The 15,030-nt window shown below is 70.8% G+C and carries 13 protein-coding genes; 10 read left to right on the forward strand and 3 right to left on the reverse strand.

Going from position 1 to position 15,030, the window contains the following annotated elements; translation table 11 throughout:
* Nucleotides 1–232 precede the first annotated feature (232 nt).
* The 5 genes from dnaK to I847_RS0108530 all read left to right on the forward strand — a co-directional run bounded on the left by dnaK (nucleotide 233) and on the right by I847_RS0108530 (nucleotide 5,200).
* Entirely contained in the window at nucleotides 233–2,098 is a 1,866-nt protein-coding gene (dnaK, locus tag I847_RS0108510; protein WP_028049357.1) for a molecular chaperone DnaK, read from the forward strand.
* The gene (gene grpE / locus I847_RS0108515; RefSeq protein WP_028049358.1) at nucleotides 2,095–2,655 is read left to right on the forward strand and encodes a nucleotide exchange factor GrpE; all 561 of its coding nucleotides are present in this window, start codon (nucleotides 2,095–2,097) and stop codon (nucleotides 2,653–2,655) included. The genes dnaK and grpE overlap by 4 nt, the downstream gene beginning before the upstream one ends.
* An 81-nt stretch (nucleotides 2,656–2,736) precedes the next feature.
* Entirely contained in the window at nucleotides 2,737–3,717 is a 981-nt protein-coding gene (locus I847_RS0108520; protein ID WP_028049359.1) for a DnaJ C-terminal domain-containing protein, read from the forward strand.
* A gap of 2 nt (nucleotides 3,718–3,719) precedes the next feature.
* Nucleotides 3,720–4,133 carry a heat shock protein transcriptional repressor HspR gene (locus I847_RS0108525; RefSeq protein ID WP_028049360.1) on the forward strand — a complete coding sequence of 138 codons (414 nt, stop codon included), beginning with the start codon at nucleotides 3,720–3,722 and terminating at the stop codon, nucleotides 4,131–4,133.
* A gap of 194 nt (nucleotides 4,134–4,327) precedes the next feature.
* Complete coding sequence (locus I847_RS0108530) at nucleotides 4,328–5,200, forward strand: hypothetical protein (protein WP_155856068.1); 873 nt, start codon at nucleotides 4,328–4,330, stop codon at nucleotides 5,198–5,200.
* Between the two features lie 280 nt (nucleotides 5,201–5,480).
* Here the strand turns inward: I847_RS0108530 and I847_RS0108540 are convergent, their stop codons facing one another.
* Nucleotides 5,481–6,161 carry a GntR family transcriptional regulator gene (locus I847_RS0108540; protein WP_028049362.1) on the reverse strand — a complete coding sequence of 227 codons (681 nt, stop codon included), beginning with the start codon at nucleotides 6,159–6,161 and terminating at the stop codon, nucleotides 5,481–5,483.
* Between the two features lie 118 nt (nucleotides 6,162–6,279).
* On the opposite strand from I847_RS0108540, the gene I847_RS0108545 reads away from it, so the two are divergent.
* The 5 genes from I847_RS0108545 to I847_RS0108565 all read left to right on the forward strand — a co-directional run bounded on the left by I847_RS0108545 (nucleotide 6,280) and on the right by I847_RS0108565 (nucleotide 11,153).
* A complete protein-coding gene (locus I847_RS0108545) occupies nucleotides 6,280–7,365 on the forward strand; it encodes an urea carboxylase-associated family protein (protein WP_028049363.1) in 1,086 nt (361 codons plus the stop codon).
* A complete protein-coding gene (locus I847_RS0108550; RefSeq protein WP_028049364.1) occupies nucleotides 7,358–7,999 on the forward strand; it encodes a flavin reductase family protein in 642 nt (213 codons plus the stop codon). The genes I847_RS0108545 and I847_RS0108550 overlap by 8 nt, the downstream gene beginning before the upstream one ends.
* 25 nt (nucleotides 8,000–8,024) lie before the next feature.
* A complete protein-coding gene (locus I847_RS0108555) occupies nucleotides 8,025–9,200 on the forward strand; it encodes a hypothetical protein (RefSeq protein ID WP_034609570.1) in 1,176 nt (391 codons plus the stop codon).
* Between the two features lie 142 nt (nucleotides 9,201–9,342).
* Entirely contained in the window at nucleotides 9,343–10,326 is a 984-nt protein-coding gene (locus tag I847_RS22700; RefSeq protein ID WP_034609571.1) for a daunorubicin resistance protein DrrA family ABC transporter ATP-binding protein, read from the forward strand.
* A complete protein-coding gene (locus I847_RS0108565; protein WP_028049366.1) occupies nucleotides 10,326–11,153 on the forward strand; it encodes an ABC transporter permease in 828 nt (275 codons plus the stop codon). The genes I847_RS22700 and I847_RS0108565 overlap by 1 nt, the downstream gene beginning before the upstream one ends.
* Nucleotides 11,154–11,206: 53 nt before the next feature.
* Here the strand turns inward: I847_RS0108565 and I847_RS0108570 are convergent, their stop codons facing one another.
* Both I847_RS0108570 and I847_RS0108575 read right to left on the reverse strand, forming a co-directional pair.
* Complete coding sequence (locus I847_RS0108570; RefSeq protein ID WP_028049367.1) at nucleotides 11,207–11,533, reverse strand: YbjQ family protein; 327 nt, start codon at nucleotides 11,531–11,533, stop codon at nucleotides 11,207–11,209.
* A 52-nt stretch (nucleotides 11,534–11,585) separates the two neighbouring features.
* Complete coding sequence (locus I847_RS0108575; protein WP_028049368.1) at nucleotides 11,586–14,771, reverse strand: BTAD domain-containing putative transcriptional regulator; 3,186 nt, start codon at nucleotides 14,769–14,771, stop codon at nucleotides 11,586–11,588.
* Between the last annotated feature and the right edge of the window lie 259 nt (nucleotides 14,772–15,030).

A 15,030-nucleotide genomic window follows, 5' to 3' on the forward strand; every position in this document is an offset into this window, starting at 1 on the left:
CGGCGTGGCCAACTACGTGAGATTTGGCCAACTCACACGGGATCCCACACCAAGCGCCGTGAACGTGCGCGGTCCTCCGGGGAATGCACCGGTCTCGCCCAAGGTTGAGCCCAACAGACTCAAGTTTGGCCCCGCGGGTTTGCGCACGCGGTCGTCGCGACGCAGACTTGAGCCAGCCGGACTCAAGAGCGACCAACCGCACACGAAGCAGCACACGAAAGAAGGCACACACATGGCACGAGCAGTCGGCATCGACCTCGGAACCACCAACTCGGTGGTGGCGGTCCTCGAGGGCGGCGAGCCCACGGTCATCGCCAACGCTGAGGGGTCGCGCACGACGCCGTCCGTCGTCGCGTTCTCCAAGACGGGTGAGGTGCTGGTCGGCGAGATCGCCAAGCGCCAGGCCGTCACCAACGTCGACCGCACCATCACGTCCGTCAAGCGCCACATGGGCACGGACTGGTCCGCGGCGATCGACGACAAGAAGTACACCGCGCAGGAGATCAGCGCGCGGGTGCTCTCCAAGCTCAAGCGTGACGCGGAGGCCTACCTGGGCGAGCCGGTCACGGAGGCCGTCATCACCGTCCCGGCGTACTTCAACGACGCCGAACGCCAGGCCACCAAGGACGCCGGCGCCATCGCCGGCCTCAACGTCCTGCGCATCATCAACGAGCCCACCGCGGCCGCCCTGGCCTACGGCCTGGAGCGCGGCAAGGAGGACGAGCTCATCCTCGTCTTCGACCTCGGTGGCGGCACGTTCGACGTCTCCCTGCTCGAGGTGGGCAAGGACGACGACGGCTTCTCGACGATCGAGGTCCGCGCGACCTCCGGCGACAACCGCCTGGGTGGCGACGACTGGGACCAGCGCATCGTCGACTTCCTGGTCACCGAGGTGAAGAACTCCACAGGCGTCGACCTGGCGAAGGACAAGATCGCCGTGCAGCGTCTGCGTGAGGCTGCGGAGCAGGCGAAGAAGGAGCTCAGCTCGGCGACGACCACGAACATCTCGCTGCAGTACCTGTCGATGAGCGAGAACGGCCCGGTCCACCTGGACACCAAGCTCGGTCGCGCGCAGTTCCAGCAGATGACGCAGGACCTGCTCGACCGGACCAAGAAGCCGTTCAACGACGTGATCCGTGAGGCCGGCATCAAGCTCTCCGAGATCGACCACGTGGTCCTCGTCGGCGGCTCGACCCGTATGCCCGCCGTGACGGACGTGGTCACCGAGCTCACGGGTGGCAAGGAGCCCAACAAGGGCGTCAACCCGGACGAGGTCGTCGCCGTCGGTGCCGCGCTGCAGGCCGGCGTCATGAAGGGCGACCGCAAGGACGTCCTGCTCATCGACGTCACCCCGCTGAGCCTCGGCATCGAGACCAAGGGCGGCGTGATGACCAAGCTCATCGAGCGCAACACGGCCATCCCGACCAAGCGGAGCGAGATCTTCTCGACGGCCGAGGACAACCAGCCGTCCGTGCTGATCCAGGTGTTCCAGGGCGAGCGCCAGTTCGCACGGGACAACAAGCCGCTCGGCACGTTCGAGCTGACCGGCATCGCGCCGGCTCCGCGTGGCGTCCCGCAGATCGAGGTCACGTTCGACATCGACGCGAACGGCATCGTGCACGTGTCCGCCAAGGACCGGGGCACCAACAAGGAGCAGTCGATGACGATCACCGGCGGCTCGGCCCTCCCCAAGGAGGACATCGAGCGCATGGTGCGCGAGGCCGAGGAGCACGCCGCCGAGGACAAGGCGCGTCGCGAGGAGGCCGAGGTGCGCAACAGTGCCGAGGGTCTCGTCTACTCGACCGAGAAGCTGCTCGTGGACAACGCGGACAAGCTGTCCGACGACGTCAAGACCGAGGTCCAGGCCGCCGCCGGCGAGCTGAAGACCGCGCTCGCCGGCACGGATGTCGAGGAGGTCAAGGCCAAGCACTCCGCCCTGCTGACCACGAGCCAGAAGATCGGCGAGGCGCTGTACTCGGCGAACAGCAGCGCGGGAGAGGCGCCCGCAGCGGACGCTTCCGCCAGCTCTGCTTCCCAGGATGAGGACGTCGTCGACGCCGAGATCGTCGACGACGAGGACGAGGCGGCTGCCAAGTGACGTCGGAAACCCCCGGTGACGGCGAGGACCTGACTCCCGAGGAGCAGGTTCTGGCCGAGGCCGAGTCCATCGCGGAGAACGCGGAGGAGACGGTCGTGCTGGAGGGCCTGGTCGAGGCCGAGCGGATCGCGGCGGAGCGTCTGGACGAGCTCCAGCGGTCCAAGGCGGCCTACTACAACCTCGAGCAGCAGTACTCCTCGTTCGTGAAGCGGTCCAAGGCCGACGGCCTGGCCGCCCACGACCGGGGGGTGCACGCGGTCGTCGAGGCCCTCATCCCGGTTCTCGACGACATCGAGCTGGCCCGCCAGCACGGCGACCTCACCGGTCCCTTCGTCTCCATCGCGGAGAAGCTCGAGTCGACCTTGGGCAGGTTCGGTGTCACGCGCTACGGCGCGGCCGGCGAGCCGTTCGACCCGGCCGTGCACGAGGCGCTGATGCACTCGCACTCTGCCGAGGTCAACGAACCGACCGTCCAGCTGGTGCTCCAGCCCGGCTACCGCACGCCCGACCGGGTGCTCCGCGCGGCCCGTGTGGCCGTCGTGGACCCCGAGGCGTAGTCAAACCCAGGTAACGTCCGCACAAGTGGGTGCAATTACACCCACTTGTGCGGACGTTGCGGAGAGTTGGAAGGAGGCGTCGTGACCGGTCAGGACTGGCTCGAGAAGGACTTCTACGCGGTTCTCGGCGTCCCGAAGGACGCGGACGCGGCGACCATCAAGAAGGCCTACCGCAAGCTCGCGCGTGAGATGCACCCGGACCACAATCCCGGCGATGCCAAGGCAGAGGCGCGTTTCAAGGACGTGGGCGAGGCGTATGCGGTGCTCTCGGACAGCGAGCAGCGCGGCCAGTACGACCAGCTGCGCGCGATGGCCGGCGGCGCGCGCTTCACCTCGGGCGGCCGCGGCGCGACCGGCTTCGAGGACGTCTTCGGTGGCATGTTCGGCGGCGGAGGTGCGCCCGGCGGCGGCCGCGTCCGCTACTCCACGAGCGGCGGCGGCGGAGGCGGCGGGTTCGAGGACCTGCTCGGTGGACTGTTCGGGAACGGCGGCGGTGGCGGTGGCGCATTCCAGCGCCCGCAGGCCGGTGCCGACCTGGCCGCCAGCGTGACCATGCCCTTCCGGCAGGCCGTCGAGGGCTCGCAGGTCTCGCTGAACGTCGAGGGCCGCACCGTCAACGCGCGCATCCCCGCGGGCGTCCGCGACGGCCAGAAGATCCGACTGCGCGGCAAGGGTCGACCCGGGGAGCTGGGCGCCGGCGACCTCGTCGTCACGGTCAACGTCACGCCGCACCCCGTCTTCTCGCTCGACGGCGACAACCTGCGCCTGACGGTCCCGGTCGCGTTCGACGAGGCCGCGCTCGGCGCGACGATCGAGGTGCCGACGCTCGACGGCTCGACGGTCCGCGTGAAGGTGCCGGAGGGCACACCGTCCGGCCGGGTCCTGCGCGTCAAGGGCAAGGGGGTCGTCACGCCGAAGGGCGCGGGCGACCTGCTGGTGACCGTGCAGGTCGTCGTGCCCCAGCGGCTGTCCGGCGCCGCCCGCGAGGCGGTCCAGGCGTTCGGCATCGCGACGTCGGGTGAGGACGTGCGCGCCGGCTTGCTGGACTCGGCGAGGACGTAGCCGTGCCCGGCGAGGACGCCAAGGTCTACGTCATCTCGGTCGCCGCCGAGCTCGCCGGGATGCACCCGCAGACCTTGCGCCAGTACGACCGCCTCGGCCTGGTCACCCCGAGTCGCGCCAGCGGCCGGGGGAGGCGGTACTCGCTGCGCGACATCGCGACCCTGCGTGAGGTCCAGCGACTCTCCCAGGACGAGGGCGTGAACCTGGCCGGGATCAAGCGCATCCTCGAGCTCGAGCAGGAGGTCGACGGGTTGCGACGACAGATCGAGTACCTGCGCGCGTTCGTCGACCCCGGCCGCCGTGTGTTCACGGCCGACCCCACCGGCGCGGTCGCCGTCGACCGCGCCCGCAGCCGCCGCCCGGTCGGCCCCACGGACCGCGCCGCCGTCGTCCTCTGGCGCCCGTCGAGCCGGTGACCGGAACCCACCGGGGTGAGTGCCTGTGCCTATCGGGCCTGCGTTGCCCTGGGTACGGTTCGCCCGACGAACCGTCCGGCCGACCGCAGGGGCTGTAGTGCGCTTGATCCCGAACGACGACTCGCCGATCCTCCGGATCGGGGAGCGCACGACGTGACTGCCGCTGCCACCCGGTCGATCGGTGAGTGCTGCTGATGGAGGACGTGCGGCGCGCGAGCCCGTTCGGTCTGCCCCCGACCCTCGGGGTGCGTGCCTTCCTGTGGTTCGTCGCGATCGGGAACGTCGTGCTGGGCGCGGTCCCGCTCGTGCTCGGCGTCGCCATGCTGGTCGCGCCGGACGAGGACACGTGGAACGTCGGAGGATGCCTGCTGAGCTGTGCGCTCGGCGTGGGGTGGATCGCAGGGGCCGTCGGATTTCAGAGGCTGTACGTGCACCGATTCCCGGAGGACGAGCGCAGTGTCGCGGTCGAGACGGTCTACGGCAGACCAGCGATCGTCGTGCAGTGGCGGCGAACACTTCTCCTGGTGCCGATGCTCACGGTCGGGTTCCTCGCAGCGGTCTTCGGCGCCATGACCATCGCCCTAGCCCTCCAGCGGAGCGGCGGGACGTGGTTCGTCGGTGTGCTGACGCTCCTCTTCACGCTGTACCTGCCCGACTCGGCCATCAAGGCGACGCGGCACTGTCGGCTGGTGCTGACGCCCGAGGGGATCGGTGCCGACGGCTGGGACGGGGACTCGTGGCTGGGCTGGGACGACGTCGCGTCGACCGAGTTCTTCAACACCGGCTCGTACAAGGTGCTCCGCGTCCACGGTCCGCAGGGCGCGCGATCGTGGCGGTGGAGTCGTCGGCGGCGGGTGCTGTTCGTCCCGCAACCGCGCACGCCCCGGGTCGACGTCCCCGGTCCGGTGCTCGACATCGACCCCGGGTGGCTGGCGGAAGTCATCGGGTTCTACGTGCGCACGCCGCCGGCGCGTTCGGAGCTCGCGAACGAGCTCGGCCGGCGGCGCCTCGTGGAACGGCCGGGCCCGGTCATCACCGCTGCTCAAGGCACGTTTCCACCCGTCTAGACCCCCACCCGTGACGCTCGATGTGGACCGTGCCCGCCGCGACACGGGGGTCCAGCACGTCGCCCACCTGGGTCCGGGTGCGGCGGTCGACTACGCGCTGTCCGTCGGGCTCGGGGCGCTCGAGGAGCGTCACCCGTGTCTCGTCGCCTCAGCTCGACGTCGCCCCGCGTGGCCTGACCGAGGTGGTCCGCGCGTCGCCGCACTACGTCACGAGCGACGACGACCTCGACCGGCTGCTCACCGCGGTGCGGCTGACGGCCTGAAACGCCCGTTCTCGGCCTCAGTAGCGGCTCAGGACCGCCGTCAGGTCGAGGTGCTGGTCCTGGCCGACTCCTGAGAGGGTGCGCTCCTCGACGGCGGCGACGTGCGCGACGATCAGCGCCTCGGCGCCGTCGGCGTCGCCGGCGGCCATGACCTCGACCAGTCGCTGGTGCTCCGCGACCGACCCGCGCTGGTCGTGGTCGCGGCCGTGCACGGCGAGGATCAGCGCGCAGCGCCAGATGACCTCGCTGAGGTAGCGCTCGAGGAGCGTGTTGCCGCTGAGCTCGGCCAGCAGGATGTGGAACTCGGCGCCGAGCCGCCCGGACACCTGCGCGTTCGGCGTGGACGTCGCGGCGAGCTCTCGGTCGATGTGCGCGCCCAGCGTCGTGCCCATCGACGCGTCCCAGCGGAGGGCGATCGCCCGGACGGCCTCACGCTCGAGGCAGCGACGCACCTCGAACGTCTCCTTGGAGTCGGTCAGCGACGGGTTGGCCACGAGAGCGGACTTGGCCTTGCCCGTCTCGACGAGCCCCGCGGCCGTCAGTCGCGCGAGCGTGCCGCGGATCAGCGTCCGGCTGACTCCGTACTGCTGCGCGAGCAGGTCCTCGGGAAGCCGGGTTCCCGGGGGGAGGGCGGCCTCGACGATCGCGGAACGCAGGCTGAGGAACGCGGCGTTCGCCCGGTCGGCTGGTCTGTCCATGGGCGCCACGGTATACGCCCACCGTCCGACGAAATGTGATGGCAACGAACAATTGACGGATACGAAACCGCTTCATTCGGTATACCAACTAGTGTCCTTCTGTATACGAAAGGACGCCATGTCGCACATCACCGTCCGTCTCACGGACCAGCAGCTCGAGCTCGTCACCGCCTCGATCGGCGCCGACGAGGCACCCGACGCAGCCTCGCTCGTCCGGCTCGCCCTGACCGAGACCGCCGAGGGCGTCGTCCGTCGGGTGCACCCGCGCCGGACCGGCACCCCCTGGCGGTGGTGGGTGGATCTCGACGCACCGGACGAGCGGACCCTGGTCGAGGAGACGGTGCTCGAGGCCGGCACCGGGAAGGCGTTCGAGGTCAGCGCAGGTCAGGTGCTGCGGGTGGAGCAGATCACCGGTGACCAGTGCGTCGACCTCAACGTGTTCAACCTGCACGACTACCGCGAGTTCATGCACGTGGGCCGGACCCGCACTCTGCACGGCACCAACCCGAGCACCGGGTCCTTCCTGTGGTCCGCACCTCCGCGCGAGCGGGCGCTGATGTACCTGCAGACCGACACGGCGGGCATCAACGACACCCTGTTCCCGCGGTGCAGCGCGAACATGTACGAGTCGATGCACGGCTTCCCGGAGCACACGAACTGCGCGGACATCCAGGCGGAGGCGCAGCGGGAGTACGGCCTGACCCCGGACGACGTGCACGACTCGTTCAACCTGTTCATGGCGACGCGTGTGGTGGACGGGATGCCGGAGATCCTGCGCCAGTCCACGGCCCCTGGTGACCACGTCGAGCTGCTCGCCCTCGTGGACGTGCTCGCGGTGCCCAACGTCTGTGGCAACGACATCATGGGCACCAGCAACTTCTCGCTGAACCCGGTGCGAGTCGTGATCGAGACGGCCACCGCACAGGAGATCGCGGCCGTCCCGCCGCTGCGCGCGTACGCCACCCAGCGCACGCCCGCCGACTTCCGCCAGCCGACGATCCGCACCGAGCGGCGCCTCGCGAAGAACCCGGACTACGCGCCCGCCTTCGCGCGGACCCCCGTGAACCTCGTCGACGTTCCGGTCGAGCTCGACGAGACCGACGTGCTTCGTCTCAAAGCCCTGCACGACCGTGACCGCTACGCCGACGAGGGGGATGCGCTGCGAGACGTGCTGCTCAGCTGGTGGGTGGCGTCGCATGGCTGAGATCGACTTCGACGAGCTGGGCGTGTACCAGCGCTACAAGCTGATGGCGTCTCTCATCGTGCCCCGACCGATCGCCCTGGTGACCACGACGAGCGAGGACGGCATCGTCAACGCCGCACCGTTCAGCATGTTCGGGATGATCGGCGAGGACCCACCGCTGCTGATGATCAGCGTCAACCGGCTGGAGGACGGCGCCCAGAAGGACACCGCCGCGAACCTCGACGCCACGGGCGAGTTCGTGGTGCACATCCCCGACCTGCCGATGGCCGCCCGGATGCACGAGTGCGGCCAGGCCTACCCATCGCACGTCGACGAGCTCGCCATGGTCGGGCTGACCCCGACGCCGTCGTACCGGGTGCGCCCGCCACGGATCGCCGAGGCACCGGTGGCGTTCGAGTGCACGGTGCACGAGCGGATTCTCACCACGAGCCGGCAGGTCTACCTCGGCCGGATCCGTCACCTGCACGCCGCCGACGGGCTCATCGACACCGACCTCTGGCGCGTCGCGCTCGCGGACTTCCACCCCGTCGGCCGGTTCGGCGCCAGCTTCTACGTCTCCACCGAGAACCGCTTCTCCCTCGCGTCGGACGCCACCGGGATCCCCGTCCAGGCGACCGACATCGACCGGCTGTAACTCCCTCACAATAAGGAGCATCACCATGACAACCTCCCGCCAGCGCCTTGCGGCGGCCGTGTTCGCCGGCCTCGTGACGCTCCCGCTCGCCGCCTGCGGCGGCTCGTCGGCCGCCGAGCCGGAGTCCTCCGCGTCGTCGGGCGGTGCCGCCATCGGTGCCGTCGACCTCAGCGGCGTCTGCCCCGCCACCGTCGTCATCCAGACCGACTGGAACCCGCAGGCCGAGCAGGGCGGCCTCTACCAGCTGCTCGGGCCGGACCCGACGATCGACGCCAACGCCAAGGTGGTCAGCGGCCCGCTCTACTCGAAGGGCGAGTACACCGGCGTCGACGTCGAGATCCGTGCCGGCGGTCCGGCCATCGGCTTCACACCCGTGCCGTCGCAGATGTACACGGACAAGGACGTGCTCCTCGGCTGGGTCAACACCGACGAGTCCATCCAGAACTCCGCGGCTCTGCCCACGACGGCGGTCTTCGCGACCTTCGAGAAGGCACCGTGGATGATCATGTGGGACCCGGCGACCTACCCCGACGTCCACAAGATCAGCGACCTGGCCGACACCGACGCGTTCGTCCGCTACTTCGCGGGCGCCACCTGGATGGAGTACCTCACCGGGTCGGGACAGCTGCGCCCGGAGCAGATCGACGGCACGTACGACGGGACCCCCGCCAACTTCGTCGCCGCGCAGGGCAAGGACGCGCAGCAGGGCTTCGCCACGGACGAGCCCTTCGTCTACCAGAACCAGCTGCCGTCCTGGAACAAGCCGGTGGACTACCAGCTCATCGCCGACACCGGCTACCCGCTGTACGCGGTGGCGTTGTCGGTGCGCACGCCGGACGTCACCGCGCAGGCCGACTGCCTGAAGAAGCTCGTCCCCGTGATCCAGCAGTCGACCGTCGACTACTTCGCCGACCCGGAGCCCACCAACGCGGTGATCGTCGACGCCGTCGTGAAGTTCGACACCGGATGGGTCTACGACGCGGCCCAGGCCACGGACGGCACGAAGCAGCAGCTCGACCTCGGCATCGTGGCGAACGCCCCCGACGGGACGCTCGGCAGCTTCGAGGAGTCGCGGGTGCAGAAGATCCTCGACATCGCCGGCCCGATCCTCACCAAGGACGGCTCCGCCCCGGTCGACGGCCTGAAGGCGAGCGACCTGTACACCAACGACTTCCTCGACACGTCGATCGCCCTCCCATAACCCACCGCAACGTCCGCACTCGATGGTGCTATTGGCCCCACGAGGGCGGACGTTGCGCTGACAGCGGTGCCGACACCGGGGCGACGGAACCGTGTCAGCCCCGTGTCGGCACGCTGTCAGCGACGTCGGCCAGGCTCGAGCCATGACAACAGACCTGGTGATCGAGGCCCACGGCCTCGTCAAGCACTTCGGCGAGACGAAGGCCCTCCAGGGCGTCGACCTCGCCGTCGCCCGCGGCACCGTCCTCGGCGTGCTCGGCCCCAACGGCGCCGGCAAGACGACCGCGGTCCGCATCCTGTCCACCCTCCTCACCCCCGACGCGGGCACAGCGAGCATCAACGGTTTCGACGTGGTCAAGGACGCGGTGCGCGTCCGCCAGTCCATCGGACTCACGGGCCAGTACGCGTCCGTCGACGAGGACCTCTCCGGCCGCCAGAACCTCGTGCTGTTCGGCATCCTGCTGGACCTGGGCAAGGCCAACGCCCGCGCCCGGGCCGCCGAGCTGCTCGAGTGGTTCGACCTCACCGACGCGGCCGACCGGCCCGCCAAGACCTACTCCGGTGGCATGCGCCGCCGCCTCGACCTGGCCGCCAGCCTGGTGGGAAGGCCCGACGTGATCTTCCTCGACGAGCCGACGACCGGCCTCGACCCGTCGAAGCGCGAGGACATGTGGGGCGTGGTCCGAAGCCTGGTCAACGACGGCTCGACCGTCCTGCTGACCACGCAGTACCTGGAGGAGGCCGACGCGCTGGCCGACGAGATCACGGTCATCGACCACGGCCGCGTGATCGCGCACGACACCCCCGACGGGCTCAAGCGGATCGTCGGCGGCCAGACGCTCGAGGTCCGCCCGGCGGATCTCACCAGGCTGGAGGAGACCGCGACGATCCTGGCGCAGGTGTCCTCCGACGGCCGCGCCGAGGAGATCCGCAAGGGAGTCCTCGCAGTCCCGGTGGCCGACGACTCGGCGATGACCGCCACGGTCGCGCGCCTCGCGAGCGTCGGCATCGGCGTCACCGAGCTCTCCCTGCACCTGCCCAGCCTCGACGAGGTGTTCTTCACGCTCACGGGTCGCACCGCGTCCGAGGACGACACCACCGTCACAGAAGAGAAGGAGGTGGCGTGATGACCACGACGACCACACCCCGCAGCGCGATCGCGCCCCGCACGTCCTCGGTCCCGGTCAAGAAGCGACCGTTCCCGCTGGTCCGGCACTCGCTCGCCCTCGCCAAGCGAAGCCTGATCAAGACGATGCGCACCCCCGAGGCGCTCATCGACGTCACGCTCCAGCCGGCGATCTTCCTGGTGATCTTCACCTACATCTTCGGCGGCGCGGTCGCCGGCGGCACCGAGAAGTACCTGCAGTTCCTGCTCCCCGGCATCCTGGCGCAGACGATCGCGACGGGCGCCATCGCCATCGGCGTCAACCTCAACACCGACATGGAGAAGGGCATCTTCGACCGCTTCAAGTCGCTGCCCATCCCACGATCGGCGCCGCTGGTCGGTTCGGTGTTCGGGGACGTGGTCCGCTACGTCGTCGTGATCATCTCGACGTTCCTCGTCGGCTACCTGATGGGCTTCCGGATCCTCACCAACCCGCTCAGCGCCCTCGCCGGCTGCCTGCTCGCCATCGTCTTCGCGCTGTCCCTGAGCTGGGTGTCCGTGTTCGTCGGGATGAAGGTCCGGACGTCCGGTGCGGTGCAGGGGATCATGTTCCTGATCATCATGCCGCTGAGCTTCGCGTCGAACGTCTTCGTCCCGGCGGCCTCGCTGCCCAGCTGGATGCAGACCTTCGTCCAGTGGAACCCGCTGACGCACCTGGTCGCCGCGATGCGCGGCTTCTTCCTCGGGGTGCCGATGGGCAACAGCGTCTACTACACGCTGCTGTGGTGCCTGGGCCTGGTCGTCGTGTTCATGCCGCTGGCGTTGCGGGCTTACCGCAAGAAGGTCTGACCAGCACGGCGTGAACCAGGGCGGTCACCGGACATCGGTGGCCGCCCTGTTCGTCACGCCTGCACGATCACCACGGCCGTGCCGTAGGCGACGACCTCCTGGTAGCCGTTGGCGACCTCGTTGGCGTCGAACCGCATGGCGAGCACCGCGTTGGCGCCACGGGCCATCGCAGCCTCGACCATCCGCTGCATCGCCTCGTCGCGGGTCTGCTGGAGCTGCGTGGTCAGACCCTTCAGCTCGCCGCCACCGAACGCCTTGAACGCGGCACCGATCTGCACGCCGACGTTGCGGGCGCGCACGGTCAGGCCGGTCACCTCGCCCAGAACGGCCTGGACGCGGTAGCCGGGGGCGTCGTTCATCGTCGAAACCAGGAAGTTCATGGGGGACCTCGTCGTCGTCGGGCCGGTGCGTGACGGGAGATTGAACCACGCGTCAGGCGAGATCCGTGGTCAGGTCGCGGATCCGGTCGGCGGCCTCCGGCGCGGGCCGGCCGCGCCACCGTTCGAGTGCCGCGTCCCGGCGGTCGGGGTCTTCGAGGACGGCTGCGAGGGGTACGCCGAGACCGAGCTGGAAGAGCAGGGTCACATTGGCGCCGAGCCGCATGCCGATGGCCCAGAGCTCGCGGGCCGACTCGGGGTCGCCGCGGTAGGCGGCGAGCTCCGCGGCACCGAGGGCGAACGAGCCGAGCACGGGCATGTCCGCCATGGCGGCGGCCTCGGGGCGCGCCATGACGAGCAGCTCGACGGCCCGCGCGACGGCGCCGGCGTCGTCGACCCCGGGCATGCCCGCGTTCCGCAGGTGCACGACGGCGGCGACCACCCGGAACAGCACGCGCGCCTGCGGGAAGATGACCTGACCACCGTCGATCAGCGCGGCCGCCGCCTCGGCGTCCGCGATCGCCTCGCGCGCGTCACCGGCCGCCCAGGCGACGTGAGCCATCGCGAGGTACGCCTGGGCGACGTCGACGTCGTCGACCTGCGGTGACCGGGTCACCTCGCGGAGACGGTCGAGCGCGCCCTCCTCACCGGCGAGCGCCCGTTGCATGTCCAGGAGCACGCGGATGCTGCGGACGTCCTGCTGCGCGCCGACCAGCTCGAGGTGCTCGACGCCGCGCATCAACCACTCCTCGCCGTCGGGCCCTCCGCGCGCACCCTCCCACTGCCCGACGCCCTGCGCCGCCATGCCCATGCCCCAGTGGTCGCCGGCGAGCTCGAAGGCGCGGTACGCCTCCCGGGCGTCGGTGCTGGACATCTCGGGGTCGCCGGCGTTCTCGCGCGTCGCGCCCCGCATGAACAAGCCCATCCCGTGCAGGTACGGGTCGCTCTCGGCGATGAGGCGGTCGGCTGCCGCCAGGGTGGCGGCGACGTCGTTGGACCCGAGGGCCGGCATCACCGCGGTCAGCGCGGTCATCCGGGGGCTGATCTGGGCCGGGCGCTCCGTGGTGACGACCTTGATCGCTCGCCACCCGAGGGCGGCGAGTCGCATCTGCCGAGCGACGCCGGCGTTGATCACCGCGTAGAGCCCGGCCGCAGCGACCCGGTCGGCGTCGGGCAACGGCCGTCCCGACGAGGTGCCGTAGAACAGCGCGGACGAGATCCGGGCCGCGGGCTCGTCGATCCTGAAGATCCGCCGCGCCCACTCGACGACCTCGACGTGCGCGCCGCGCACGCTCCACAGGTGGAACAGGGCCGCGGCGATGCGCACGGGTGCGATCTCGTCGTCGTGCTCGATCGCCCAGCGCAGGGCCGCGACGAGCGTCTCCTGCTCCTGCGCCGTCCGCTCGAAGGCGGCGATCTGCCCCGGGCCGACGAAGTCGTCGGACAGCCTGCCGGCCTCGACGCCCGCCCAGCGCACGAGCCCGGTCATCGCGTCCCCGCGCTCGCCGGCATCGTCCAGCCGCGCCTCGCCGTACTCGCGCACGGTCTCGAGCATGCGGTACCGGGCGGAGCCGTCGTCGTGCTCGTCGAGGGCCAGCAGGGACTGCTCCACGAGGGTGGACAGCGCCCGTCGAACGACGTGCGGCTGGGCTCCGGCGACGGCGATCGCGGCCTCCGCGGTGAACGGCGCCGGAATCACCGAGACGCGCTGCAGCAGGTCCTTCTCGGCCGCGTCGAGCAGCTCGCGGCTCCAGTCGACCATCGCCCACAGGCTCGCGTGGCGCTCGGGCAGCCCGCGCAGCGCGTCGTCGAGCAGCGAGAACCGGTCGGTCAGCCCGCCGAGCACGTCCTCCACCGTCATCGAGCGCAGGCGGGCCGCCGCGAGCTCGAGCGCGAGCGGGAGGTTGTCCAGCCGGCGGCAGAGCTCCAGGGCCCGGTCGGGGTCCCACCCGACGCCCGCGCGACCGGCCCGGGCGCGCGCCTCGAGCAGGGCCACCGCGTCCGCGTCGGGCAGGGTTCCCAGGCGGTGCACGGCCTCGCCGACGAGGCCCAGGGGAGCCCGGCTCGTGGCGAGTACCACGACGTCGTCGGGGGCGACCGCCAGCAGGTCACCGACGACCGCCGCCGCTGCCTCGAGCACGTGCTCGCAGTTGTCGAGCACCAGCAGCCCGTCCAGGTCCTGGGCCGCGATCCGCAGCCGGTCCTCGGGGGCGAGCAGCCGTCGTTCGGGGGTGAGGTCGACGCGTGTGACGGTGGCGTCTCCGCCGCCGATGGCGGCCAGGACGGTCGGCAGGACCTCGCCCGGGCCACGCAGGCCCGCCAGCTCGATGACGCGGACGGTGGTGCCGGAGGCGACGGCGCGCCGCGCGACCTCGGTGGCCAACCGGGTCTTGCCAGCACCGCCCGTCGCGACGATGGTGACCAGCGGGCTCGTCCCCAGCAGGGTCTCCAGCTCCGTGACGTCCTCGTCGCGCCCGACGAGCGCCGTCGCGGGCCGGCGCCACGCGCCGGGGAGGACGGATCGTGCTGGCCGCGCGGGGACGGCCGCAGGGGCCGCGGACAGCTCGCCCCGCAGCAGCGCCAGGTGTGCCTGTGCGACGACGGGCGACGGGTCGGTGCCGTAGCGGTCGGCCAGCTCGTCGCGCAGGCGTTCGACCACCTGGAGCGCCTCCGCATCGCGGCCCTGTGCGGCGAGGACGCGGACCAGCAGCGCGACCAGCGGCTCGTCGGGCGGCGTACGCAGCGCGCAGCGACGCAGGTCGTCGACGACGTCGGCCGTGTCGCCGATCGCGAGCCCGCTCTCTGCGCGCACCGCGACGAGCTCTCCGAGCAGGTGGGCCGTCGCGGGGTCGGCGAGGTCGGGGACGACGGGGACGAGCGCCCGGGCGCGACCCGTCAGGGCGTGCGCGGTCGCCGCATCGCCGGCGCGCAGTGCGGAGCGGGCGCGCTCCAGCAGGTCGCCTGCCTGCGCGGCATCGATCTCGAGGTCCTCGACCGGCAACCGGTAGCCGCCCGGAGCCCCCGTGATCGGCAGGCCGAGCCGGCGCGCGCGGGAGACGAGCGCCTGGACGGCACCGCCGGTGTCGTCGGGCGGGAGGCCCTCCCACACGTCCTCGACGAGCGCCGTCGACGACACCACACGCCCGCGCGCGTCGAGCAGCGCCCCGATGAGTGCGACCAGCTTGTCCCCACGGACGGGCTGGCCGTCGACGGCCAACGCCCCGAGGGTGGTGATCTGCACGTGCACAGCATCGCGCACGACACCGACGGAGGTCGCGCGTGCTCGCCGAGGCCCTCTCAGGATGTGGCGTGGACGACGAGGACGTCACCGCCCTGCTCGTGGCGCGACGTCGTGTTTACACCCGAAGGGGCGAAGGGAGCGCTCTCTGCCAGCATGCGGCTCTTGACTGGAACGTCCGGGTCGCTACTCTCGGGGAGCGCTCTCTGACATGGCCCGGTCCTGCTGCCCCGGACCGGCCTGCGGAGGGCCGACCGCGCGG

It is taken from the genome of Cellulomonas sp. URHD0024, assembly GCF_000426185.1.
GTDB lineage: Bacteria > Actinomycetota > Actinomycetes > Actinomycetales > Cellulomonadaceae > Cellulomonas.

What these genes read in the sequence shown, in the direction of transcription:
- I847_RS0108545 (WP_028049363.1), top strand. Translation starts at nt 6,280, where the DNA reads ATGTCGCACATCACCGTCCGTCTCACGGACCAGCAGCTCGAGCTCGTC.
- I847_RS0108530 (WP_155856068.1), top strand. Translation starts at nt 4,328, where the DNA reads ATGGAGGACGTGCGGCGCGCGAGCCCGTTCGGTCTGCCCCCGACCCTC.
- I847_RS22700 (WP_034609571.1), top strand. Translation starts at nt 9,343, where the DNA reads ATGACAACAGACCTGGTGATCGAGGCCCACGGCCTCGTCAAGCACTTC.
- I847_RS0108550 (WP_028049364.1), top strand. Translation starts at nt 7,358, where the DNA reads ATGGCTGAGATCGACTTCGACGAGCTGGGCGTGTACCAGCGCTACAAG.
- I847_RS0108540 (WP_028049362.1), bottom strand. Translation starts at nt 6,161, where the DNA reads ATGGACAGACCAGCCGACCGGGCGAACGCCGCGTTCCTCAGCCTGCGT.
- I847_RS0108555 (WP_034609570.1), top strand. Translation starts at nt 8,025, where the DNA reads ATGACAACCTCCCGCCAGCGCCTTGCGGCGGCCGTGTTCGCCGGCCTC.
- I847_RS0108570 (WP_028049367.1), bottom strand. Translation starts at nt 11,533, where the DNA reads ATGAACTTCCTGGTTTCGACGATGAACGACGCCCCCGGCTACCGCGTC.
- I847_RS0108565 (WP_028049366.1), top strand. Translation starts at nt 10,326, where the DNA reads ATGACCACGACGACCACACCCCGCAGCGCGATCGCGCCCCGCACGTCC.
- dnaK (WP_028049357.1), top strand. Translation starts at nt 233, where the DNA reads ATGGCACGAGCAGTCGGCATCGACCTCGGAACCACCAACTCGGTGGTG.